This is a genomic window from Nonomuraea turkmeniaca (genome assembly GCF_005889735.1).
Lineage (GTDB): Bacteria > Actinomycetota > Actinomycetes > Streptosporangiales > Streptosporangiaceae > Nonomuraea > Nonomuraea turkmeniaca.
Window position 1 is genome coordinate 1 of the sequence record NZ_VCKY01000143.1, and the last position, 21589, is coordinate 21589.

Genomic DNA, 21589 nt, shown 5'->3' on the forward strand with positions numbered 1-21589 from the left:
CGAGAAAGGCGGCGCCCGCCGGGGTCAGATGGACGTGGTGGGTGCTGCGATCCAGCAGCCGCACTCCCAGTTCGCGCTCCAGCCGCTGGATCTGCTGGCTCAGCGCGGACTGCACGATGTGCTCGCGCGCCGCGGCCCGACCGAAATGCAACTCTTCAGCCAGCGTCACGAAATAGCGCAACTGACGCAACTCCATGCCCGCCACCCTTCCCGCCTGGGCGGCGCCGAATCGGGCCGTCTCCCCCACTCTAGGTTCCTCGTGGGCGTGTGAACTTCTGGAGGAGGGCCTGGCACTACTTGCTGGGCTGAGGTGTCTGGCAGGCGATCTTCGGGTTCATGCCGAGGTAGTTGAGCGGGCCCGCCACGATCGTCACCCCGATGGTGGCCACCTGATTGCAATTCTCCACCGGTCCCGTGTAGTAGCCGCGCTGACCTGCGGCGACGGCGCCGGCGATCAGCCACAGGATCAGCACTACTGATGCGATGCGCATCGGTTCTACCTCCAACTTCGTCTGTGCGCGGGGGGTGACGGAGACGATGGGGTCGTCGGGCGGAGTCTTCGTGGAGTTGCCGGCGGCCGGGCGACATCCCAGGTCGGGACCTGGACCCGCCGGGAAGTCTGTCGAAGCGGGGATCAGCGCTTGAAGGCGTCCCTGGCCTTCCCGCCGGCCTGCTTCAGACTGCCTGCGACCCGATCGCTCTTGCCCGCGATCTGCTGGCGCCGGTTGCCGGTGACGCGGCCGAAGCGCTGCCTGGCCCAGCCTCTGAGGACCTGGACCTTGTTGCTGATTTCCCAACGCAGACTCATCGCGATTTTCCTTCACCGCTCCGCCATCTCGTACGCCGACATGCCGGGCACACTGTTGATCCGTATGCCCGTCTGCCATGACTTCGTGCAGCAGGCGGACACTCCGCCGCGGTCAGGCGGCTTGGAGTTTCAGTGTCCGCCCCCAGCCTGATAGGGGGAAACGAGCAATGGCGGCGCCGGTTATCACCGGAACCGATGAGCGTGGGCCGTACCAGAGCATCGGAGGCCACGATCTTGGAAGTCTTTCTTGCCTACGGCACGGGCTGTGCAGGCGGCTGGATGCCGGATGCCGGGCTGTCCGTGTCTTGCCTTCTCATGCGCCGGGACGCGGCCAGACTGGCGATCGTGGTCGTGGCCAGAACAGTGACGATCACTGTCAGCGACAACCACACCGGAATCTGCGGCACGTTCGGAAAGCTGTCGTGGGCGATGAGTTTGACCCCGATGAAGGCCAGGATGAGCGCCAGCCCGTGGGAGAGGTAGACCAGCCGGTCGAGCAGGCCGCCGAGCAGGAAGTACAGCTGGCGCAGCCCCATCAGGGCGAAGGCGTTGGCGGTGAAGACCACATAAGGCTCCTGGGTCAGGCCGAAGATGGCCGGAATGGAGTCCAGAGCGAACATCACGTCGCACAGCGCAATGGCGACGATGACCGTCGCCATCGGGGTGAGCAGCCTTCGCCCTGCCACCCGGATCGTCCATGCGGTGCCGTGGTAGTCGGGAGTGGTGGGCAGTATCCGCGCAGCTAGGCGTAACACGGGATTGCGGGCGATGTCGGGCTGAACTCCACGATGGCGGACGGGCTGCACCGCAGTGACGATCAGGAAAGCGCCGAACACGTAGAAGGTGGCGGAGAAGCGATCGATGGCGGCGGCTCCGGCCAGGATGAACAACCCGCGCAGGACGAGCGCCACGGCGATACCGATGAGCAGCACCCGGGCCTGCTGTGCGGCCGGCACGGCGAAAGCCGCCATGACGACCCCGAAGACGAACAGGTTGTCGACCGACAAACTGTATTCGGTGAGGTAGCCGGCGAAGAACTGCACCGCCGTATCCACACCGGCGACCAGTCCCAGCCCGATACCGAAGGCGATGGCCAGGGTGAGATAGACGCCCACCCACACCCCGGCCTGTACCGGGCTGGGACGGCGGCCTCGCCCGGCCACCAGATCGGCGACGATCACCACAGCCACCGTCACACCGGTGAGCAGCCATCCCAACGGCGACACCGCAAGAGACATCGGTCAGTCTCCGGCCAGGACGCGGGCCTGCTGGGGGTGGTCGGCTCGGCGGCGCTGGATGCGCTCGTAGTCGAGCCAGTGCACGTCGCTCGCCCAGCCCAGCCGCTCGAACAGGCCGATCACGGCGGCGGACGGGTCGATCTGGCCGCGCTCCAGGCCGTGACGGGCGCAGCTGGGCTGGCTGTGGTGGCCGTTGTGCCAGCTCTCGCCGAAGGACAGCAGGGCCAGGGGCCACAGGTTGGTGGAGCGGTCGTGGCGGCGGGTCTTGAAGGGCCTGCTGCCGATGACGTGACACAGGGAGTTGACGCTCCAGGTGACGTGCTGGAGCAGCGCGACGCGGATCAACCCGGCCCACAGGAAAGCCGTCAGGCCACCGTACAGACCGCCGGTGATCGCCCACCCGGCCAAAAACGGCAACGCCAACGACAGCGCACAGTACGCAGGGAAGGCACGCGCCACCCGGACCATGGCCGGATCAGCCAGCAGGTCCGGGGCGTAGCGCTCGGCCGAGGTCTGGTCGTCGGCGAACATCCAGCCCAGGTGGGCGTGGGCAAGCCCCCGAAGCTGCCCGCGCAGGCCGGTGCCGTACCGGTAGGGAGAGTGCGGATCACCCGGCCGATCAGTGAAAGCATGATGACGGCGATGCACCGCCACCCAGTCGATCACGTTGCCCTGAAACCCATCGACCCGGCGAACGCCAGCCCCACACGCAACCACGGCCGCGCAATGAAGGAGCCATGAATGAGCAGCCGGTGGAAGCCGACCGTCACCCCCAGCCCGGTCACCACGTAGAAACCCGCCGCCAGCAGCAGATCGGTGAGCGCCACTCCCCGCCCCCACGCCAGGAAGACCGCGACGCCGAGCGCAAAGAACGGCAGGATCACGATCGCCGCCGTCAGCCCGATCTGAGCTCTCCCGGCCGGAGGGCGCTCCCTTGCCCCGGGAAATGGGGATGCACCGTCATAGTCCAGCTGATCTTTCACCAGCCGTTGGAAAATGGTCATGATGCCTCTTTTGTCGTGTTTATACGGTTTACCGGTGCACGTAGCACCAGCGCGAGGTCGGGCCTGGGTCCAGGGCGGCGACCACCGGGTGGTCGTTTCTTGGCAGTGAGCCTTGGCGTGGCCGCCGCGCGAATCGTCGCTGCAGGCCAGGCGCAGACGGGGCTGGGCAAGATCTTTCAAGAGAGGCCACTGGATCGTCTTAACCTGCCGGCATCGCGGCTTTGAGGCCCGCCGGCCCGCAAAATTGGCCGGAGATTTCACTGGCGCGAACCTCTCACCACCTTATGCCGAGAGTGAGATTCGCTCATTTGTGCGAAATTTCCTTGCTATTTATTTCGGATGGGTGTTGAATAAGGAATGCAAGCCAAGGAAAAGGGGAGGCTCTTATGAGCTTCGTACAGATTCTGGAATTCGACACCAAACGCGCCGGGGAAGTCGAGTCGCTCATGAACGAGTGGCGGACGCAGATCGAGAGCACGCGCTCTGTAAGACGCGAGGTCGTGGCGAAGCATCGCGATCGCCCCGACCACTACGTGGCCGTCGTGGAGTTTTCCTCCTACGAGGAGGCCCAGCGTAACAGCAAGCTGCCGGAAACCGACCGGTTCAACGCGCACATGGCCAAACTGTGCGAGGGCCCGATCGAATTCTCCAACTACGATGTGATTCGCGACAAGAGCTGATCACCAGCTGAACGTCGCAAAAAGCTCAACCTGTGCTGTGGCGTGTGAGAAGATTCTCGCGTCATGGCGCGGGCATTTTTTATGCCAGCCTTCATGGGGGCGGGCCGGGGACGGGAATGCCGAGCGGATCAAGCGACTGGGCGCGGCGGACTTCCCTGAGCATCGGGGCGTGTGCGGCTGCTGCGCGCGGGATCCGGCATGACGGCGGGCCCGAATAAGGACCTGCGGCGCTGACCGCCTGGTCGGCGCTCTGGTGAGCGCCCGCTTGGCGTGCCAGGCGAGTGACGTAGAGTCGAGGTATCCGGAAACGACGACATCCCGCCGCTTTGAGGTGCCTGCCAGGCCGGCTCACCGAAAGGGCTGTCATGGACATCCTGCACCGCTTCCGTAATACCAGATCCGGGCCATCTGCTGAGACGGCTGAAGCCGATGTGCCTCAAGGCGAGAGCTCACCGGCGCCGACCGTGCGCCAGGCCGACCCGGGCTCAAGCGCCGAGTTCTCCAGGCCGGTGCCCGTCACCCGCACCAGCGTGGCCTGGGCGGGTGTGTGGGCCGCCGCGCTCGTGTCCGTCGCCTTGATCGTGTTCATGCTGCAGAACACCACCCCCACGCAGGTGTCCTTCCTCGGCCTGCACGGCACTCTCCCGCTCGCGGTCGCGATGCTGATCGCCATGCTCAGCGGGATCCTGCTCACCCTGGTGCTCGGCACCGCCCGCATCACCCAGCTCCGCCGCCTGGCCAGCCGGCGCCGCCGCCAGAACCGCTGACCGGCGAGCACTCCTCACGCATCAGAACGTTTCGCCACCAAATCGCCCCGGCAGTGCCAAAACAGCGCCGGCGGAGTGTGACCGCTGTGTGCGTGGGCAGGCGGACTGGTTCCAAGGAGGCGAAAGAGGCTGCATGCGTGACAGGAGGAATCTGGCATGGCTTCTACGGGTGCAGGCGTCGTCGATCGGGACCGGGTCGGCACGGCGCCGATCATCGACGGGCGTAAGCCGGTCGCGGCAATGGTCGCGTTGTGGGTGTTCGTGCTGGTGCCGTTCGCGGCGCTGGCCGCTGCCGTGCCGGTGGCCTGGGGCTGGGGGCTGAGCTGGACCGACGTGGCAATCGCGCTCGGCGCCTACGTCCTCACCGGGCTCGGCGTCACCGTGGGCTTCCACCGCTATCTCACCCACGGCGCGTTCAAGGCGAGCCGGTGGCTGCGGATCGGCCTGGCCGTGGCCGGGTCCCTGGCCGTGCAGGGCTCGGTCATCCAGTGGGTGGCCGACCACCGGCGCCACCACGCCTTCGCCGACCGCGACGGCGACCCGCACTCGCCCTGGCGCTACGGGCACAGCGTGCGCGGCCTGGCCAAGGGGCTGCTCTTCGCTCATGTCGGCTGGATGTTCCAGCGTGACCTCACCAACCGGCGGCGCTTCGCCAAGGACCTGCTCGCCGACGCCGACATCGGCCGGGTGGACCGGCTGTTCCTGCCGCTGGCCGCAGCCTCGCTACTGTTGCCGCCCGCCATCGGCCTGCTGGCCACCGGTACCTGGCACGGCGCGCTGACCGCGTTCTTCTGGGGCGCCCTGGTACGGCTCGGGATGCTGCACCACGTCACCTGGTCGATCAACTCCGTCTGCCACGTCTTCGGCGAGCGGCCGCTGAAAACCCGCGCCGGGGACCGGGCCGCGAACTTCTGGCCGCTGGCGATCCTGTCGTTCGGCGAGAGCTGGCACAACGGCCACCACGCCGACCCCACCTGCGCCCGCCACGGCGTGCTGCCCGGCCAGATCGACATCTCCGCCCGGCTGATCCGGCTGCTGGAAAGGCTCGGCTGGGCCCACGACGTACGCTGGCCGACCGCGGGACGCCTGGCCACACGACGCCGCGAGCCATCGCCATGACCGGCCCTGAGAAGGTACGGCTCAGCCTGGATCCCGACCTCGCACGCCGGGGCGCGGTGGACGGGGCGTGGTGGCCCGCCAGCTACGACGCCGGCGCGGAACTGCCCGCCCTGATCGCCGCCATCGACCAGCACCTGGAGCGGCGGGTCCTGCGCGTGGGCCTGCACGTCGACACCTGGGGCAACATCCCGCACCACATCGCCGCCCCCGGGCGTCAGGTCAAAGTGGGCTGGTTCCGCACCATCGAACCACACGTGATCAACCTGATCATCCCGGGGATCGAGCACCTCAACCTGCTGGTCATCCCGCCCGACACCACACCCACCGCCGCCGACAACGCGCTCGACCTGGCCACCCGATGCCGGGGCCGTACCCGTCCCGGCGACATCCTCGCCGCCGCAAACCAGAACGGCCCCGCCGACACCACCGCCGAGCAGGAGCTGAGCCTGGCCGGCTGGGACAACGAAGGCGGGCAGACCCGACAGCCCGCCCGCGGCGACTACGCGTACTGATCACGCGTTTGGCAGGGGACGGCACACCCGTTACGGCCCCCTCCTGGCGAGCGCCTGGTCGGCCTCGGCGCTGAGCAACCGGGCGGCGGCCACCTCAACGAGCTGACCAGGCGTCATCACCTCCAGACAGACGGCCAGCCGCTGCCGGTCACCGTGGCAGGCCATGCTCCCCCGCCAGACGACGGCATGACGAGTACGGGACCGCCGATGCGCGAGATCCTCGAGCGCCTGGCCGAGCGGGAAGCTACCCAGGCCGAAGCCCACCTGGGTTTGCGAGCAGCTCACCGAACTGCCCGTGCGGCTGAGCGCGGCCAACCAGGTGCTGTCCCGGCTGTCGTATCATCCGCCAGACGATGCTGGATGCGGGTTGGCCTGGTCAGCACGGTCGGAGACCAGGCCGCAGGGCAACGAAGCCGCGGGGTCAGCCTCCGGCCATGCGCTCGCGTTCAGCGTTCCTATTCGGCGTTGATGCGCAGCGCTTCGGCGAGCTGGTCTTCCAAGATGATGATCCGGCAGGCGGCTTCCACGGGGGTGCCCTGGTCGACGAGTTCCCGGGCGCGCGCGGCCAGGCGCAGCTGGTAGCGGGAGTAGCGGCGGTGCCCGCCGCTGGAGCGTTTCGGCTCGATCAGATGGGCGGCACCCAGCGCCCGCAGGAACGTGGGGGTGACGCCGAGCATCTCGGCGGCCGTGCCCATGCTGTAGGCGGGGTAGTCCTCATCGTCGAACCGGCCTTCGGCCGTGGGTCCGGCCGTATCCGTAATCCTGCCGTGAGTGAGCGTGTCACCCTCGGCAGCCGAGCGACGTTGATCCATACATTCCTTTCCGTCGCGCGCACAGGGGGCCCCGGCGCCTGTTGCGCCGGGGCCCCGAAGAGATCAACACCATCTACCGGCCATCGGCCGGTTCACTGTTTTCCGCATCCGCCGTACTGAGCGGCGATGATGCGTGGATCGCGGATGCGTGACCGTAGACCACCTTCCTAACTGTGGAACTGCGGTACCCGAGCGGCGAAACTTCAGCCGGCAACGGGCGATCCCGATGGCGTCAACACTCCCTTCATCTCTCTTCCGGACCACTTGTCCAACTTCACCTTCGGCAGCGCGTCCACGCTCCAGGCCCCTTACCACTGCGCTGGCCCGTCACGTCCGACCGTCTGCCGTCAATCTTTGACTTCACCCTGCTCCGGGCAGTTCGTCATGATGCAGGTAACTACTTCTGCTGCCCGGTGGATCCGTTCCTTGCGATGTCAGAAACCATAGTATCCACGGTCGCGAATGTCTACTCCGGCGATAATAGATTTTCAGTACGGGGTGCAGCAGTTTTGCGGCGGCACGCAGGCGGAGGAGGAGATACTGAACATCCCTACGGAAACGCCGGGATCAAGGGCCCGTACCGTCGCCCAACATCCGCAGAAGACGCCGGTCGGCGCATCTGTCCGGCGAGCTGGCGACCGGCCCGGCCCGCGCCAAACCTACGCAGACGCATGCCGCATGCATGGGTTACAGCCTGAACATCAAGATCAGTGATCATGGCCACCGCACGGCGCCGACTGGGTCTGCCGGACTTCTAGGGCCGCTCCTCAACCGCCAGGCACCGGCACGACGCCGAGGACGAGGAGCAGGAGCAGCCACCGGCCGCCGGCATAGCTCTTGAGCATGGCGGTGACGTCCTTGGATCGGCTGTTGCCCGAGCGACAGGGCGCTGTGGGTGGTCGAGGCGTCCATCGTCAGCAGGGCGGACCGCGGTTCACGGTGAGGCCTGGCGGCGCGAGCCCAGGGAGATCCGCATTGCTCAGGGCGAGATCCGGCCACCCGCCCCCCGCAGTGGGGCGGCCGGTGATCGCCGGTGGTGATAAGCCTGGCTCAAATCGGTGATTTCCGCTCCGGCGAGCCTGCTAGATGATTCAGATCACTGCCCGCATGACACCGCTCACGCTGGCATCCTCGCAACGTGTTCATGCCGCCTCAAGCCCGCGGCCCTCTTGCCCCCTTACTCCCCTCGTAGGAAGCCCGGCATGTACACCACGCACGCCGCCAGCGCCTCCGCACTCGTGATCGCCGCCCTGATCGAACGACTCGTGATCGTGCTCGCTCCGATCACCGCCGCCGACCAGCTCCTGCGCATCACCCCGCTCGCCGACCGCGCGGGCCTGCGGATCGAGGGCGAGCTCGACCACTCCACCCTTCCCGCCCTGAGGCGGGCGCTGGCCTCAATGACGAGCGGCGGCACCGGCTTCTGCGTCGATCTGAGCAGCCTGACGTTCATCGACACCGGCTGCCTTCGTGCCCTCGTCGGCGCCGCCGCCGCGCTCCACGACGACGGCGGCGACCAAGTTCTGACGTTGCGCTCGGCTCCCCCACACGTGCGACGCCTGCTCGAGCTCACCGGCTGGCACCAAACGCCCGGTCTCCACCTGCAGGCATCGGCGCGCCCCGGCTGACCCGCGCCTGGCCCAGCTCACTCATGAGTCCACCAGCCCCCGGGAAGTGCCCGCGGTGTGGTGCCGCCGGCCACCAGAGCAGCACGGTCACCGACCTCATTCGACCTCATCGCAGAGCCCTATCCCCCGCGTGACCCGCAGCCCCTGCAGGAGCTCGGACAATTCACGGTCGATGCGTTCCTTGTGGCTTTCGTCGGCGCTGCTCTCCTCTGCCGTCCAGGCAGAGGAGTCGCCATCGGCGAGAAGACGGCTTTTGCTCTCCTGATCGGGCAACGCCATCGGTCTGACACCTTCGTGAGCTTTCCGTGGCACGGCCACGGGGTGGATCCATCGATCGTGTTTTCCGGCTCACGGCCTCCTGAGTGCCCGCGGCCTACCGGCCGGGACCCGCAGTAGTTCCGTGTGGGCGTGTCAGAGGTGCCCGAGCGGCAGCCCGAGCCCGGAGGGGCCGCTGGTCGCCACCGATGAGGTCGTCGAACAAAGCGTGATAGTGCGTCATGGCCTGCCGCAGTTCCTGGATCGACACCCAACTGCCTGCGGCGCGCCCGCTGATCTCGTGAGCTTGGCGGTAGTGCTCCAGGGTGCGGCTATGTCGCAGCGACAGGTCGGACGCCTGCTGTGCGAAGTCCTCAGTGCCATATCCGCGCTTGGCCATGACGGCCCGCACCAGCAGATCGGCCTCGCTGACCGCGGGACTCGGCTCGTTCACGAAACGCTCCTGCACCGCGGCCCACCTCTCGGCATAGGCGCGGCGCGCGTCGGGATCGAGGGCCTGTATGTCGAGTGTGCCTGATCGCGCTCGACGGGCTCGCAGCTCACGCTCGACCGCCCTGCGGTCGCCCGCGGCGGCCGCAGTGCGCTCGTACTCGGGGCCGAATCGCTCGCGCAGGCGATCTCGACGCCTCCGCAGCCAGAAGAAGCCGACGGCCGGCACCACCACCATCACCCCGACGATGACGGCCACCCACATCACGGTCTCGGTGGACATGATCATCTCCGCCCGGATCGCCGGTGCATCCCGCCCGAAGACAGTCAACCGGACACTGTCAGTCAACGCTGTCTGCCCGGAGACGGATATGGGCGTTCGGAGCAAAGCTCATCGCGGGAGCTGATCACCGCTCACCCCCCGGATGGGCTGAACTGGCACCTCAGCCCAGGACGGGCACCGTGACGCCGTCGAGATCACCCCGATCCGCGCCCGGCCGGATCCAAGATCTGGATAATGCGCATGCCGGTAGTTGATCATGGAGAGAGTCCGACGGCGGGTAGTTGGTCGTTTCCCGTTCCGCCGACATTGGCCGCGGACTCAATTCATCAGGAGAGCAACAGGAGGTCGAGCTTGGTCAGTCGCGATGCGCCTGCGAGCCCCATTCTTGGATGATCCTGCTGCTAAGCCGTAAATCTAGGTGGCAGGTTATAGGTCAAACCTGTATTTAAGCCTAAGGCGCGACTCACGTTTCCCCCGGGGGGAACGCGTGGGCAGTGTGGTCCCAGGGGAGCGATGGCCTGGTCCAGGCTGGTGTGAATCGTGAGGACGTCCCACACGCCGGGGAGCTCCAGCACGCGGGCAGGCACATCGTGCACCGCCACCAGGCGCTGGCCGCCCGGCGATGGTGGTCATCAGCGCGCAGGAAAGGACGGCGGCGCTGTTCTTGTCCACGCCGATCTCGACCAGGGTCTGCATGCCCTGCGCTGACAGTCTTGCTGGGGGTGTGCCGATCAGAACGCCGGCCGGACAGGCCGCTCACCGCAGCGACGCCTGTGTTAGGAGGCGGGCCGGCGCAGATCCTCCGTGGCGATTCGCTCCACGAAGATCGGAACGAAGTGCTACGACCACCGCCACCGGCAGGGACGAGAATGGGGCAGCGCCAAGCCGCCGCTCGACTGCCCGACGACGCCCGCGGCAATCACGCAACCCGCCGGAAGATGACGGTAGCGCGGTAGCGGTTGTGGTGTTCCCCGTCCGACTCGGCTTCAGCACTAATGACGTCGAGTTCCGCGGTAGGACCGAAGAAGTTGAGGGCCTGCGCCCTGGCGTTCTCTCTGATCTCGTCCGGGGTCGCTCCGCTCACGGTGACGCGCAGGGTAAGCGGAAACTGTGTCACGCTCATGGGTGACCTTCCTTCACAGGTAGTGTGCCTTTTTCATTCTCGCGTGAGCTGGTGATTCTAAAGGACTGCGATGGCCGCGCACCGGTGGCCCAGACGTGACCGCCGCCGGTCGGTCTGGTCGGCCGGAAGTCGAATCGGCGCGTGGCCGCCACACGCGCGCTGCCCAGCGGTTCCACGCCGGTGAGATCGGGCGGCAAGCGTGGGGCGTCGTGGGCGCACGGCCGCGCGGTCATGCGCGCGGAACCGCATGACCGCGCGCATGCCGCCCTCCCCCACGATGTTGACCGGCGTCACGGTGGTGCCAGGCCACCAGCGCGAGAGGTCGATCACACGTCGGAGCGTTCCGCCGGGGCCAGCGTAACGACGTCAGGTTCCGCGGGGCGGGTCAGCAGACCCGCCGTCGCTGCCGATCTGCGTCACGGCCGCCCGGAGCCAACTTCAGGCGATAGCGCGCGTTGGAGGTGGAGCAGCCCCGAATGCGCCCTGACCAGAGCGCTAGCAACCAGCCCGCACCAACCCGGAGGCCCGGCTCCCAAAGATTGGTTATAACCCTCACCCGTTGGCTGCCACCGGCAATCCTGCGCTGCGTGGCCTCGACACGCTTTGGCGGGCATCGCCCACCGCCGTGCGCATGGCTGGAGGGCGGCGTAGCGTGTCCGTTGTGACGCATCAAGACGCGCCGACCGACCCGCCGCATGACGCGGTGGCTCCGGTGACCGCGCTGGTCGACGCCTGTCGGCACTTCGCCACCCACGTACGGCTGCTGGCCGACCAGCTCGGTGCGGTGGAGCTGAGCGACGACGACGTCGAGCTGGTCCACCATGCCGTCCATCAGGTTTTCACCGCGGCAGGGCTGGCGGCCGCGCTCGCCACCGGGCTGCAACGGCACACCGGTGAGCAGGACTGCCCGCACTACAACGTGCTGACCGACGCCGAGTGGGCACCACTGGCCGAGGGCGGCCGGCACGAGCGCAAGGCCGTCTACGGATGCGAGCTGCAGCCCGGCCACCCGGGCGCCCACGCGGCGCACGTCCAGCTGCTGCCCGGGCCCGACCGATTCATCTGGATCCGCTGGGACATCCGCGCCCGCGAACTCGTCACGCTGCCACCGTGCCCGGCCGAACGCGCCGACCCCAGCCCCGACCCGCGCTCCCCCTACGGCGACGAGCCGGCGCCGTGCCTGTTGTTCGAGGGGCACGTCGGACCACACCGCTACTAAGCCCGGCCTCGTAAATCGTCGGAGTGAGCGCCGATCAGCTGGTGACCGCTGTCAGAGCCGGGCGCGGATGTCCCAGGCCGCCTGTAGAACGCGTCGTCATTCCGCAGGCCGTGGGCCCACTCCTTTGTCATGACCTTCGCCACCGCCGCCGTCACTCGCCCGCGACCATGGAACGCGGCGAGCCATCCAGAGCGGTACTCAGCCGACAACGAGCTCGTAGCCGCCCTTTCGCAACGCCTTCAGCGCTTCGTCGCAATGCTCCGGACCTCTTGTTTCGAGTTGCAACTGCACCTCGACATCGTCCACGCGCAATCTCGATCCGAATCGCTCGTGCACGATGTCCATCACGTTCACGCGAAGCGCGGCGAGATCCGACAGCAACTCCGCCAACGCCCCTGGACGGTCCGGCAGCCGCACCCGCATGGCCAGGTAGCGCCCCGCAGCCGCCAGACCATGACGGAGCACCCGCGCAAGCACCATCGGATCGATGTTGCCGCCGGACAACACGACGACCACAGGCGGTTCGAACGCCCGCGGATGGGACATCAGCGCGGCGACCCCGACGGCGCCGGCCGGCTCGACGACCTGCTTGGCGCGTTCGAGGCACAGTACGAGCGCTCGGGAGATCTCCTCCTCGGTCACCGTGACCACTCTGTCGAGGAGGTAGTGGATCAACTCGAAGGGCTGCTCTCCCGGGCATCCCACCGCAATGCCATCGGCCATCGTCGCAAACGGCTCGACCATCACCGGATGCCCCGCGGCCAAGGAGGCGGGATAGGCCGCAGCCCTTTCGGCCTGGACGCCCACGATCCTGACCCCCGGCCGCAGCGTCTTGGCCGCCAGAGCGAGCCCAGCCGCCAGCCCTCCGCCGCCTATCGGCACCACCACCGTTCCGGTGGCCGGCAGCTGTTCCAGGATCTCCAGCCCGATCGTGCCCTGCCCGGCGATCACGTCCGGATGATCGAAGGGATGGATGATCACCGCACCAGTCCGCTCCGCATACTCCCCCGCTGCGGCGAGCGCCTGGTCCACGGTACGCCCAGCGAAGATCACTTCCGCGCCGTAACCCCGCGTGGCCTCCACCTTGGGTAGCGCCGCGCCCTCGGGCATGTAGACCGTCGCTTTGGTCCCGATCAGCCGCGCGCTCAGCGCCACTCCCTGAGCATGATTGCCGGCGCTGGCCGCCACCACCCCCCTCCCCTGCTCCTCCTCGGCAAGCCGGGCGATCCTGACGTAGGCCCCGCGAACCTTGAACGACCCCGACCTCTGCAGGTTCTCGCATTTGAAGTGGACCGGCCCGCCTACCACGTCAGAAAGCACCCGCGACTCCAGCACGGGCGTACGAACCACCACGTCGGCGAGGAGTTCCCGTGCGGTGACGACATCGTCGTAGGTCACCTGAAGAGAGCTCATCCCAGAAGTCTCCCACTCGGTCACCCAGCGAGCCGAAGCACGTCGTCACGGGCGAGCGGTGCTCGGCCGTGACGACGAGCCTTACTCGGATCGTCCATAACCCCCTGGAGGGCATCCGCCACTGGCCCTCAGCGGGTGTGTCGATATGTCCGAGGCCACGTAGCTGTTCACAGCACACTCGGTCACGTGCCTCCTGACCCCAGCGGACGCCATGGCCAACGATCGAGCCATCACGAACGCTGTGGCTCCCCCCGGTCCAGCGCATCCTGATCCGGCACAGCCCGCGCCCGCGGCTCTGGGACGGGGTCCGTGGCTGAGCCCAGATCCGGCGGCACCATCGGCGGGGGGTCGTCCCGGAAGAGTTCGGGTGTCGCCCGGTACAGGACCGCCGCGATCGGCACGGCCACGACCGCGCCCGCGATCCCGGCGAGAATGCCCCCGACAGCGAGCACGAGAATGATCGCCAGCGGGTGGAAGTGGAGCACCCGCCCCACGATCAGCGGCTGGAGGACATGGTTCTCCAACTGCTGCTCCAGGAGCAGGATGCCGACGAAGACCAGCGCGTAGACAGGGCCCTTCGCACCGAGCGTGACCAATGTCGCCACGGCTCCGGCGAAGAAGATGCCGACGATCGGGATGAAACTGGCCAGGAAGATCAGCATGGCGAGCGCCGTCCAGAGCGGTACTCCCATGACCAGGAGCACGACGCCGATGACGACGCCATGCACCGCGGCCACGGCCACGGTGCCCTGTACGTAGTGGGAGAGCGTCACCCAGGCGGCCCGGCCTGCCCGGTCGACCCGCGGCACCGCCCCACCGAATGCCCTGAGAAACCAGGCCCAGATTCGGTCGCCGTCCTTGAGCAGGAAGAACGTCACGAAGAGCAGCAGCACGATGGAGGCCAGTATCTCGAGCACGACGACGGTGCCGGCGAGCACTGTCGAGGTGATCTGCTGCTGCTGCTCGGTGACCATGTTGGCGAGGTCGTCGACCCATGTGCTGAGCTGGTTCGGCTCCAGCTGGAGGGGTCCGGTGTAGAGCCAGCTCTCCAGCGTCTTGGCAGTCTGCCGCACCTGCCTCACCAGGCCGGGGAACTCCTTGTTGCCCCGCACTCCGATAAACCACCCGATCCCGCCGAGCACAGCCAGTGCCACAAGCAAGGTGGCCCAGGTGGCGTAGATCGGCCGCAGGCCCACCGAGCGCAGGTACCTGGTGAGGGGGAACAGCAGCGCGGTGAGCAACAAGGCCACCGCCACCGGCAGCGCGACGAGACGCAGCATGGCCACGATGCCGAACACGTAATCTGCCACGAAGCCGATGAGGATCACACACGCGCTCCACGCGGCCATCCTCGCCAGCGTGAAAGGGACGAGTCGCCAAAGACGTTCCTGATCCTGCTTCACACATCTCAGAGTGTCACCCCTGGCCGCCATAGGCACGACTCATCCGACGCAATGAGGGCAGGCTGTCGTGCTGGGCCGCTCCCTGGCAAATGATGATCGGCTCGAGACGATATGGTGAAACAGCCGGCGGGTGCCCCGACTGCGGTGTGCGCCACGACAGCGCCCCCGTCAGCGCGAAAGCGAACGCCGCGAAGGGGGCTCTCATCATGAACACCACCGGGCCGATCAGGCGGTCGGCCAAGGGACTGGCAACAGGGTGGCAGCAGGCCCGCGACCGCCACGGCTGGCTGGACCATCTGGTACGTGGCGTGGTGCGCTACGACCAGGCCGATGGCGGCCGGTTATCGGCCGCGCTCACCTATTACGCGTTCTTCGCCACCTTCGCCTTGGCCCTGCTGGCCTTCGCGATCCTCGGCCGCGTCCTGGACGATCCGACGGCGCTGGCCACGGTGCAGCACTACCTGAGCGAGAACTTCCCGCGCCTGGACGTCCAGGCGTTACGGGACGCCCGAGGCACGGCCGGCGTAGTGGCGTTTATCGCGCTGCCGCTCACAGGCTTGTTCTGGATGGACACCCTGCGCTCGGCCAGCCGAGCGATCTGGCGGCTGGAGGAGTATCCGGGCAACTTCTTCTTGCGCCAACTCATCGACCTAGGCGTGCTGGTCGGCCTCGGACTGCTGCTCGCTCTGTCGCTCGCCATCGCCTTCGCCGCCGAGCAACTACTGACCTGGCTCGCCGTGCTCACCGTGGGCCCGGACACCCTCCCAGCCCAATGGGTGCTCACCGCCGCCGGGTTCGTGCTCGGTTTCAGCGTCAACACCCTGCTGGCCATGGCGTTACTGATCGCGCCACCCCGGTTACGACTGCCACTGCGCCGCGTGATCGGCCCTGCCCTCGTCCTCATCATCGGCCTGGAGATCCTCAAAACCCTCGGCCAGGCCTACGTCAACCTCACTGCCGCCAACCCCGCCTACCAGGTCGTCGCGGGCGCCGCTGGCATGCTCCTGTTCCTCAAGGTCCTCAACCAGCTCATCCTGTTCGCCACCGCCCTGGCGGCCACCAGCACAGCCGGGCAGGTCACCGACCTGGCCACCCGACACGGCTCTGGATAGCCCACCGGGATGGGCTCCGACAACGGCAGGACGAACGCCTCGACGAGGTCGGCGGGCTTGGGACCGGCGAGCATCCTGCCGATCAGCTCGTCCGCGGACGCGTCCGAACACCTCCGCGGCCCGCGCGAACATCGCCTCGATGTCCTCCTCCCGTCGCACGTCGACCTGGAAGGGACTGACCGAGGGGCCAAGTGCGGCGGCCGTCTCCTCCTGACCACCGCTCTGGTCGGCGGCGAGCACCTTCGCGCGAGCGGGAACGGGCCCTTGCCGAAGGCGGCCCCACCTTCCGGCCCACCTTGGTCGCGCAACACTCCCAGCAGTGCCTGGACAACACCAATCTCAGCACCGCCGATGGCAACGTGCAGCAGCAGTTCTCCTGCGAGGGCGGCGACCAGCAGCTGTGGAACTTCCGGCCGGTCGCCGGCGTGACCGGCGCCTACACGCTGGTCAACCAGCAGAGCGGCAAGTGCCTGGAGGTGAGTGCGGCGTCCACGGCCGACGGCGCGCCGATACGCCAGTGGACCTGCAACCCGGCAGGCCAAGCCAGTCCGCTCAACCAGACCTGGCGGCTCTGGGGCCGATGACCATCCGCGGCATGGAGGGTTCACGTTCCGCAAGGACGCCGAGACGATCTACGAGGCCGAGTACGCCACCCTCACGGGCGCCGGCACCGACTACGCCCTCATCGTCGACACCCTTCGGCGACGGCCCAGCCTGGCGCGACGTCAACGCCTCCAGCCACGGCGCCTATGCCCCTGACCGTCCGCTACTCCAACCCCGAGCAGCCCCCGCCTCCCACGACAACCCCGACCCGCTGGCCCGCCACGCCGAGATCTCCATCAACGGCGCCCAACCCCAGCGCGCCTGGTTCCCCCCACTCCATCCACGCCGACAACTTCTGAGAGCTGACCATCCCGGCCCAGCTCACGAAGGGGAGCCAACACCATCGCCTACACCTCCCGCGAGCCGCCGAACTTCGACGGAGAACTCCTCCATCCGACATCCTGCCCCGCTCCGAGTACGCCCATCGTGGACAAGATCGCAGTGACGCAGTTCGCCAAGTGACACCTCACCGCGACTGTGGCTGGGCGGGACGCCACGACCCCGCCCAGCCTCGAATTCCGCGACGCGGCTCCTGTTCGACCACACCCAGGTGGCCAGCAGGGAAAGCGCCTCGAAGACGTGGTCTGGCCGCCGGGCCCAGGTGCGCGTCATAGGTGCCGAACAGTAGTGGGCCTTTCCGGTCCTTTTCTCGTCCTCGTGGTGCGTGCGACGCTCCTCGTCGCAGTAGCCCAGCAACGCCCGTAGCCCGCGCACCGGGACGGCGTACCGGCCCCGATCCGCAGCCCCCAGCACGGGAACCTGCCTGTCCTGGCCAGCCGATACGCCGTAGTGCGGCCCATCCGCAGCAGCCGCCCGGCCTCCACCAGCCCGATCACCGGTCGAGTCCACGAGGACCCCGGGCGCGGGCGACGCCGCTGAGAAGCTGTCCGGCCGTACCCTTCCGGCAGCGGGTGGCCGGTGCCACGAGGTCTCCTTCTAAGCTCCCATGCATGGCAAAGTACTTCGATGTACATCCGGACAACCCGCAACCTCGGATGATCCGTCAGACGGTCGATCTCCTTCACGCGGACGGACTGATCGCGTACCCGACGGACTCGTGCTACGCGTTAGGGTGCCGGCTGGGCAACAAGGAGGGCATCGACCGGATCAGGGAGATCCGGCATCTCGGCGACGACCATCACTTCACCTTGGTTTGTAGGGACTTCGCCCAGTTCGGCCAGTTCGTTCACGTGAACAATGCGCTGTTCCGCACGCTCAAGGCGGCGACTCCCGGCGGCTACACGTTCATCCTGCCCGCGACGAAGGAGGTGCCGCGGCGGTTGCTGCATCCCAGGAAGAAGACGGTCGGTGTCCGGATACCAGATCACGTCGTCACGCAGGCGTTGCTGACCGAACTCGGCGAACCGCTGCTGTCCAGCACCCTGCTGCTGCCCGATGAGACCGAGGCGATGACGCAGGGCTGGGAGATCAAGGAAAGACTGGACCACGTCGTAGACGCTGTGATCGACTCCGGCGAGTGCGGTGACGAACCGACGACGGTCGTCGACTTCTCGCAGAACGAGCCCGAGATCCTTCGCAGAGGCACCGGGGACCCGTCCCTCTTCGAGTAGGTGATCGGGACGGTCAAAAACATGGTTGCTCACCGAGCGGCTGGGGACGCTGGGGGTGGAGGTTTCGACGCGGCTGTGGATGGGGCCTGGCGGGCACCGAACAGCGCGAACGCGACGCCCAGATGTCCACCGGGCGACCGACCTGCCGGTCAAGGCCATGGCGTGGATCTACGACCACGACGCCGCCTTATGATCCAGCCGAAACTACAGCGATCACGTGGAGCCGCTGCGTCGCTCGGTGGGGACCAGCCCTAGCTGTGCGGCCTTCATGGCGGCCGCGGCGCGTGTCGGCGCGCCGAGTTTGGTGAGTACGGCCGAGACATGGTGGCCGGCCCATCTGCCGCATGCGCCGCCGGGTCAGGCGCGCCGCGGGAAGCGAGCCCAGGTCCGTGAATACGTCGAGCCCCGCGCCCAGCTCGCTCTCCTCGGTCCCGTGAAAAGGCGCGAGGGCGGCCTCGAACGGGCAGTTCATCTCCGTCCACAGATGGGCGGCTCGCGTCCTGTCGCCCGGTCATTCATCAGCCGGTAGGGGGCGGTGAAGGCCCGCTGACCGCCCTGCCCGAGCTGGTGCGCCGCAGCCACACGGCGACGGCTCCGCGTTCCCAGGGGTCGAGGCGGTCGGCGATGTCGGCAAGGGATTCGGCGCGACCGACTCCTCGACCGCCAGCCGCGCGATCTCGTGCCGGAAGCTCAGCGGGGCCCCACGGAGCAGGCCGGCGGGACGCCATCTACCAGGCCATCCGCGCCGGCGACCCCGAAGCGGCTGCCCAAGCCGCGGCCATGCACATCGACAACACCCTCGACGACTACCGCAGGGAGATCCAGCAGCGCCTCTTCTCCTCATCCCCTTGATCCGGTCGGCGATCGGCTATCCGAACCGGTTCGACCAAATGGGTAGCGACGGGACGTGACCAGGCGAGCTGGGGCGGATGAACGTTTCATCGAGCCCGGCCTCGACGGGAGTGCGAGCATCGCCGATGAGCGCCGCCGGGCAGGACTTTCGGCAGGCAGCCGGAGAGCACGGAGCCTTGACAGGCGGTCCGCCGGTCGTATGTGCTTCGCTGTACACCGCCGTCTCCTCCTCCTCAGTGGATTGACTACGTTGGCGAATCGATTCGCACTCGTTGCGGCGACCGGTTGCCCAGCGCGGCTGTCTCCGCCTCGCCCTACCCCCCAAGGAGTACGACAATGCAGCCTTCATCCGCTCCCTTATCGGGCCGTCCGACGCGTGGGTGGCGCTTTCGGGTGGCCATCGTCGCGTCTGTGGTGGCGGCGCTGGCGACCCTCCTGGCCACCGCCCTGACATGGTCGACACCGGCAGCCTCGGCAGCGACCACGCCGATGGTGGGCGTGGGGTCGGGGCGGTGCCTGGACGTCAGCGGCACCTCGCAGACGAACGGCGCGCAGGTGCAGATCTGGGACTGCAACGGCCAGTCCAACCAGCTGTGGACCTCCACCAGCGTCGGTGAGCTGCGGGTCTACGGCGGCAAGTGCCTGGACGTTTACGGCGCCGGCACCGCGGACGGCACCGGCGTGATCATCTGGGACTGCAACGGGCAGAACAACCAGAAGTGGCGCCTCAACGCCGACGGCACCATCACCGCGGTGGGGGCGAACAAGTGCCTGGACGTTTACGGCGCCGGCACCGCCAACGGGACCAAGGTGCACATCTGGACCTGCCACGGCGGCACCAACCAGAAATGGACCACCGAGACCAGCCCGCCGCCGCCCGGCGCGCGCCCGTGCGACATCTATGCCTCGGGTGGCACGCCGTGCGTGGCCGCGCACAGCACGACGCGGGCGCTCTACGGCTCGTACAACGGCAACTTGTACCAGGTCAGGCGCTCCTCCGACAACACGACGAGGAACATCGGCGTCCTGACCGCGGGCGGCATCGCCAACGCCGCGGCCCAGGACTCATTCTGTGCCGGCACGACGTGCGTCACCACCGTCGTGTACGACCAGTCCGGGCGGGGCAACGACCTGTGGTACCAGGGATCCAGTGTGGTCCCCGGCTCCCCTCAAAGCAGGCCCGCGATCGCGACCACCGAGTCGCTCACCGTCGGCGGCAGCAAGGCCTACTCGCTCTACATCAACCCCGGCAACAGCTACTGGCGGGACGGTCACCTGACCGGCGTGCCCACCGGCAGCGCACCCGAGGGCATGTACATGGTCACCAGCGGCACCCACGTCAACGGCGGCTGCTGCTTCGACTACGGCAACAGCGAGACGACCAGGAAGGCCGACGCCGCCGGTGCCATGGACGCCATCAACTTCAGCACCCAATGCTGGTTCGGCGGCTGCCAGGGGACCGGCCCTTGGGTCCAGGCCGACCTCGAATGGGGGCTATACCCCGGAGGCAGCCAGTCGTGGAACCCCAACCAGCGGGCCTTCCCCCACAAGTTCGTCACCGCCACGCTGAAGAACAACGGCACGACCCGGTTCGCCATCAAGGGCAGCAACGCGCAGTCTGGCAGCCTGTACACCCTGTACGACGGGCCGCTCCCCAACGGCTACAGCCCGATGAAGAAGCAGGGGGCCATTGTCTTGGGCAGCGGCGGCGACTGCTGCAAGCCCGACGGCGGCGCCAACCTCAGCGCGGGCACCTTCTACGAAGGAGCCATGGTCGCCGGCTATCCCACCGACGCCACGGAGAACGCCGTCCAGGCCGACATCATCGCCGCCGGCTACCGCTGACCCCAGTCTCAGGACGAGACCCTCGACAGACCCGGACGCCGGCCGCCTACTCCGCCCAGCAGGGAGGCGGTGGCCGGCATTCGGACGACGCCGGGGCACGGGCAACAGCGAGCGTCAGCCGCACAAGGCGTCCTCTCGTCCCAGAGACCGCTCGGCGTGGCTCCTCCGTCCCCTGAAGAGGACGGCTTCTTCGCTTTCCCCGGCTGAGGCAGCCGGGGAAAGCGACGGCCAAGCCTGGCTGATGCCCTTTCGCTGGCCCCCGGCTCCGCACACGCCAGCACGATCTTCGCCTGAATCGCCAATCTCGACGACTCCGCCGGCATGCCAAGAAACCAAGCTCGGTCAGATGGATCTTCGCCGCTGGCGGTCCTGGATGCGCCATCCCAGTGCATATACGAACTTATCCGGCGAATTTCTGGCCTATGACATTAGATCTGATGGAAGCTGGCGGTGACTCTCCCAGCAGCCGTCGTCCAGCGTGCTCCGGCCGGATGTTGAGCTCTCGGCGGCCCTGGCGTTCGGCCGGCGGGTGAACGCGTTGATCGCATGCTCGTCGATCGTGATGCCGAGACCAGCGCTTACGTCGCGGCGTGCAGCAGCGCGACCGGCGTGGCGCCGATCGGGCTGACCGGGAGGTCATGGGCGTGTGCCAGGACGAACACCCGGAGGAAGCGGGACACCCCCAGGCCTTCGGCGTCCCACCGCCGGACCGGCTCTTCGATCCACGTGAGATCCAGGGTGCGTTCGCCGCTCACGATCCCGACGGCGCCGCCGAGGCGATGTTCCATCACATCGCCGCGGCCTGGATCATCCACCGCAGTGGAGAGGCCGATCGCGTGGCGGCGTTCGACACCGGCGGCGCCGGACGGCTGGGCGAAGACGCGGGACGGTG

Annotated in this window: 25 protein-coding genes; 10 read left to right on the top strand and 15 right to left on the bottom strand. The window is 67.7% G+C overall.

Annotation, left to right across the window (positions count from 1 at the left end; all coding sequences use genetic code 11):
- The 6 genes from ETD86_RS33835 to ETD86_RS58490 all read right to left on the bottom strand — a co-directional run.
- On the bottom strand, positions 1-196 hold a 196-nt coding region (locus tag ETD86_RS33835; RefSeq protein WP_138670718.1), incomplete at its 3' end, for a LysR family transcriptional regulator.
- A 97-nt stretch (positions 197-293) separates the two neighbouring features.
- The gene (locus ETD86_RS33840) at positions 294-491 is read right to left on the bottom strand and encodes a hypothetical protein (protein ID WP_138670719.1); all 198 of its coding nucleotides are present in this window, start codon (positions 489-491) and stop codon (positions 294-296) included.
- Between the two features lie 143 nt (positions 492-634).
- Entirely contained in the window at positions 635-808 is a 174-nt protein-coding gene (locus ETD86_RS33845) for a CsbD family protein (RefSeq protein WP_138670720.1), read from the bottom strand.
- Positions 809-1059: 251 nt separating this feature from the next.
- The gene (locus tag ETD86_RS33850; RefSeq protein ID WP_138670721.1) at positions 1060-2046 is read right to left on the bottom strand and encodes a TerC/Alx family metal homeostasis membrane protein; all 987 of its coding nucleotides are present in this window, start codon (positions 2044-2046) and stop codon (positions 1060-1062) included.
- Positions 2047-2049: 3 nt separating this feature from the next.
- On the bottom strand, positions 2050-2712 hold the full coding sequence (locus ETD86_RS33855; RefSeq protein ID WP_246148614.1) for an acyl-CoA desaturase: 663 nt from the start codon (positions 2710-2712) through the stop codon (positions 2050-2052).
- Positions 2709-3050, bottom strand: coding sequence for a hypothetical protein (locus tag ETD86_RS58490; protein ID WP_246148617.1), 342 nt, complete (start codon positions 3048-3050; stop codon positions 2709-2711). The genes ETD86_RS33855 and ETD86_RS58490 overlap by 4 nt, the downstream gene beginning before the upstream one ends.
- 386 nt (positions 3051-3436) lie before the next feature.
- Between ETD86_RS58490 and ETD86_RS33860 the strand changes: the two genes are divergently transcribed.
- On the top strand, positions 3437-3730 hold the full coding sequence (locus ETD86_RS33860; protein ID WP_138670722.1) for a hypothetical protein: 294 nt from the start codon (positions 3437-3439) through the stop codon (positions 3728-3730).
- A 436-nt stretch (positions 3731-4166) separates the two neighbouring features.
- Here the strand turns inward: ETD86_RS33860 and ETD86_RS57370 are convergent, their stop codons facing one another.
- Positions 4167-4319: a hypothetical protein gene (locus tag ETD86_RS57370; protein WP_211370486.1), complete on the bottom strand. Its 153-nt coding sequence runs from the start codon at positions 4317-4319 to the stop codon at positions 4167-4169.
- Here ETD86_RS57370 and ETD86_RS57375 point away from each other — a divergent pair.
- From ETD86_RS57375 to ETD86_RS33875, 3 genes are all read left to right on the top strand, one after another.
- Positions 4318-4497: a lipopolysaccharide assembly protein LapA domain-containing protein gene (locus ETD86_RS57375; RefSeq protein WP_211370487.1), complete on the top strand. Its 180-nt coding sequence runs from the start codon at positions 4318-4320 to the stop codon at positions 4495-4497. The two genes, ETD86_RS57370 and ETD86_RS57375, sit on opposite strands and share 2 nt — an antisense overlap.
- 156 nt (positions 4498-4653) lie before the next feature.
- A complete protein-coding gene (locus tag ETD86_RS33870) occupies positions 4654-5616 on the top strand; it encodes an acyl-CoA desaturase (protein ID WP_138670724.1) in 963 nt (320 codons plus the stop codon).
- Positions 5613-6128, top strand: a complete 516-nt coding sequence (locus tag ETD86_RS33875) for a DUF5994 family protein (protein WP_138670725.1) — start codon at positions 5613-5615, stop codon at positions 6126-6128. Before ETD86_RS33870 ends, ETD86_RS33875 begins: the two co-directional genes overlap by 4 nt.
- Positions 6129-6158: 30 nt before the next feature.
- Here ETD86_RS33875 and ETD86_RS33880 read toward each other — a convergent pair whose 3' ends face one another.
- Both ETD86_RS33880 and ETD86_RS33885 read right to left on the bottom strand, forming a co-directional pair.
- On the bottom strand, positions 6159-6413 hold the full coding sequence (locus ETD86_RS33880) for a hypothetical protein (RefSeq protein WP_138670726.1): 255 nt from the start codon (positions 6411-6413) through the stop codon (positions 6159-6161).
- A 170-nt stretch (positions 6414-6583) separates the two neighbouring features.
- Positions 6584-6823: a helix-turn-helix domain-containing protein gene (locus ETD86_RS33885; RefSeq protein WP_246148624.1), complete on the bottom strand. Its 240-nt coding sequence runs from the start codon at positions 6821-6823 to the stop codon at positions 6584-6586.
- Positions 6824-8142: 1319 nt separating this feature from the next.
- Here ETD86_RS33885 and ETD86_RS33890 point away from each other — a divergent pair.
- Entirely contained in the window at positions 8143-8568 is a 426-nt protein-coding gene (locus ETD86_RS33890; protein ID WP_138670728.1) for an STAS domain-containing protein, read from the top strand.
- Between the two features lie 96 nt (positions 8569-8664).
- Here the strand turns inward: ETD86_RS33890 and ETD86_RS33895 are convergent, their stop codons facing one another.
- The 3 genes from ETD86_RS33895 to ETD86_RS33905 form a co-directional block, all read right to left on the bottom strand.
- Positions 8665-8847, bottom strand: coding sequence for a hypothetical protein (locus tag ETD86_RS33895; protein WP_138670729.1), 183 nt, complete (start codon positions 8845-8847; stop codon positions 8665-8667).
- Positions 8848-8941: 94 nt separating this feature from the next.
- Positions 8942-9556 carry a hypothetical protein gene (locus ETD86_RS33900; RefSeq protein ID WP_138670730.1) on the bottom strand — a complete coding sequence of 205 codons (615 nt, stop codon included), beginning with the start codon at positions 9554-9556 and terminating at the stop codon, positions 8942-8944.
- 919 nt (positions 9557-10475) lie between these two features.
- The gene (locus tag ETD86_RS33905) at positions 10476-10679 is read right to left on the bottom strand and encodes a hypothetical protein (protein WP_138670731.1); all 204 of its coding nucleotides are present in this window, start codon (positions 10677-10679) and stop codon (positions 10476-10478) included.
- A gap of 661 nt (positions 10680-11340) precedes the next feature.
- Here ETD86_RS33905 and ETD86_RS33910 point away from each other — a divergent pair.
- Entirely contained in the window at positions 11341-11898 is a 558-nt protein-coding gene (locus ETD86_RS33910; protein WP_138670732.1) for a hypothetical protein, read from the top strand.
- 198 nt (positions 11899-12096) lie between these two features.
- On the opposite strand, the gene ilvA is transcribed toward ETD86_RS33910, so the two are convergent.
- Together ilvA and ETD86_RS33920 are read right to left on the bottom strand one after the other, a co-directional pair.
- Complete coding sequence (ilvA, locus tag ETD86_RS33915) at positions 12097-13296, bottom strand: threonine ammonia-lyase (protein ID WP_246148620.1); 1200 nt, start codon at positions 13294-13296, stop codon at positions 12097-12099.
- A 245-nt stretch (positions 13297-13541) separates the two neighbouring features.
- Entirely contained in the window at positions 13542-14660 is a 1119-nt protein-coding gene (locus tag ETD86_RS33920; protein WP_170223413.1) for an AI-2E family transporter, read from the bottom strand.
- A 260-nt stretch (positions 14661-14920) separates the two neighbouring features.
- Between ETD86_RS33920 and ETD86_RS33925 the strand changes: the two genes are divergently transcribed.
- The 4 genes from ETD86_RS33925 (at position 14921) to ETD86_RS33950 (ending at position 20697) form a co-directional block, all read left to right on the top strand.
- Positions 14921-15826, top strand: a complete 906-nt coding sequence (locus ETD86_RS33925; RefSeq protein ID WP_138670735.1) for a YhjD/YihY/BrkB family envelope integrity protein — start codon at positions 14921-14923, stop codon at positions 15824-15826.
- A gap of 296 nt (positions 15827-16122) precedes the next feature.
- Positions 16123-16410 carry an RICIN domain-containing protein gene (locus ETD86_RS33930; RefSeq protein WP_211370488.1) on the top strand — a complete coding sequence of 96 codons (288 nt, stop codon included), beginning with the start codon at positions 16123-16125 and terminating at the stop codon, positions 16408-16410.
- A gap of 969 nt (positions 16411-17379) precedes the next feature.
- Complete coding sequence (locus tag ETD86_RS33940) at positions 17380-18000, top strand: L-threonylcarbamoyladenylate synthase (protein ID WP_138670737.1); 621 nt, start codon at positions 17380-17382, stop codon at positions 17998-18000.
- Positions 18001-19245: 1245 nt separating this feature from the next.
- A complete protein-coding gene (locus ETD86_RS33950; protein ID WP_211370489.1) occupies positions 19246-20697 on the top strand; it encodes an arabinofuranosidase catalytic domain-containing protein in 1452 nt (483 codons plus the stop codon).
- A 578-nt stretch (positions 20698-21275) separates the two neighbouring features.
- On the opposite strand, the gene ETD86_RS57380 is transcribed toward ETD86_RS33950, so the two are convergent.
- A complete protein-coding gene (locus ETD86_RS57380; protein WP_211370490.1) occupies positions 21276-21485 on the bottom strand; it encodes a hypothetical protein in 210 nt (69 codons plus the stop codon).
- Positions 21486-21589: the final 104 nt, after the last annotated feature.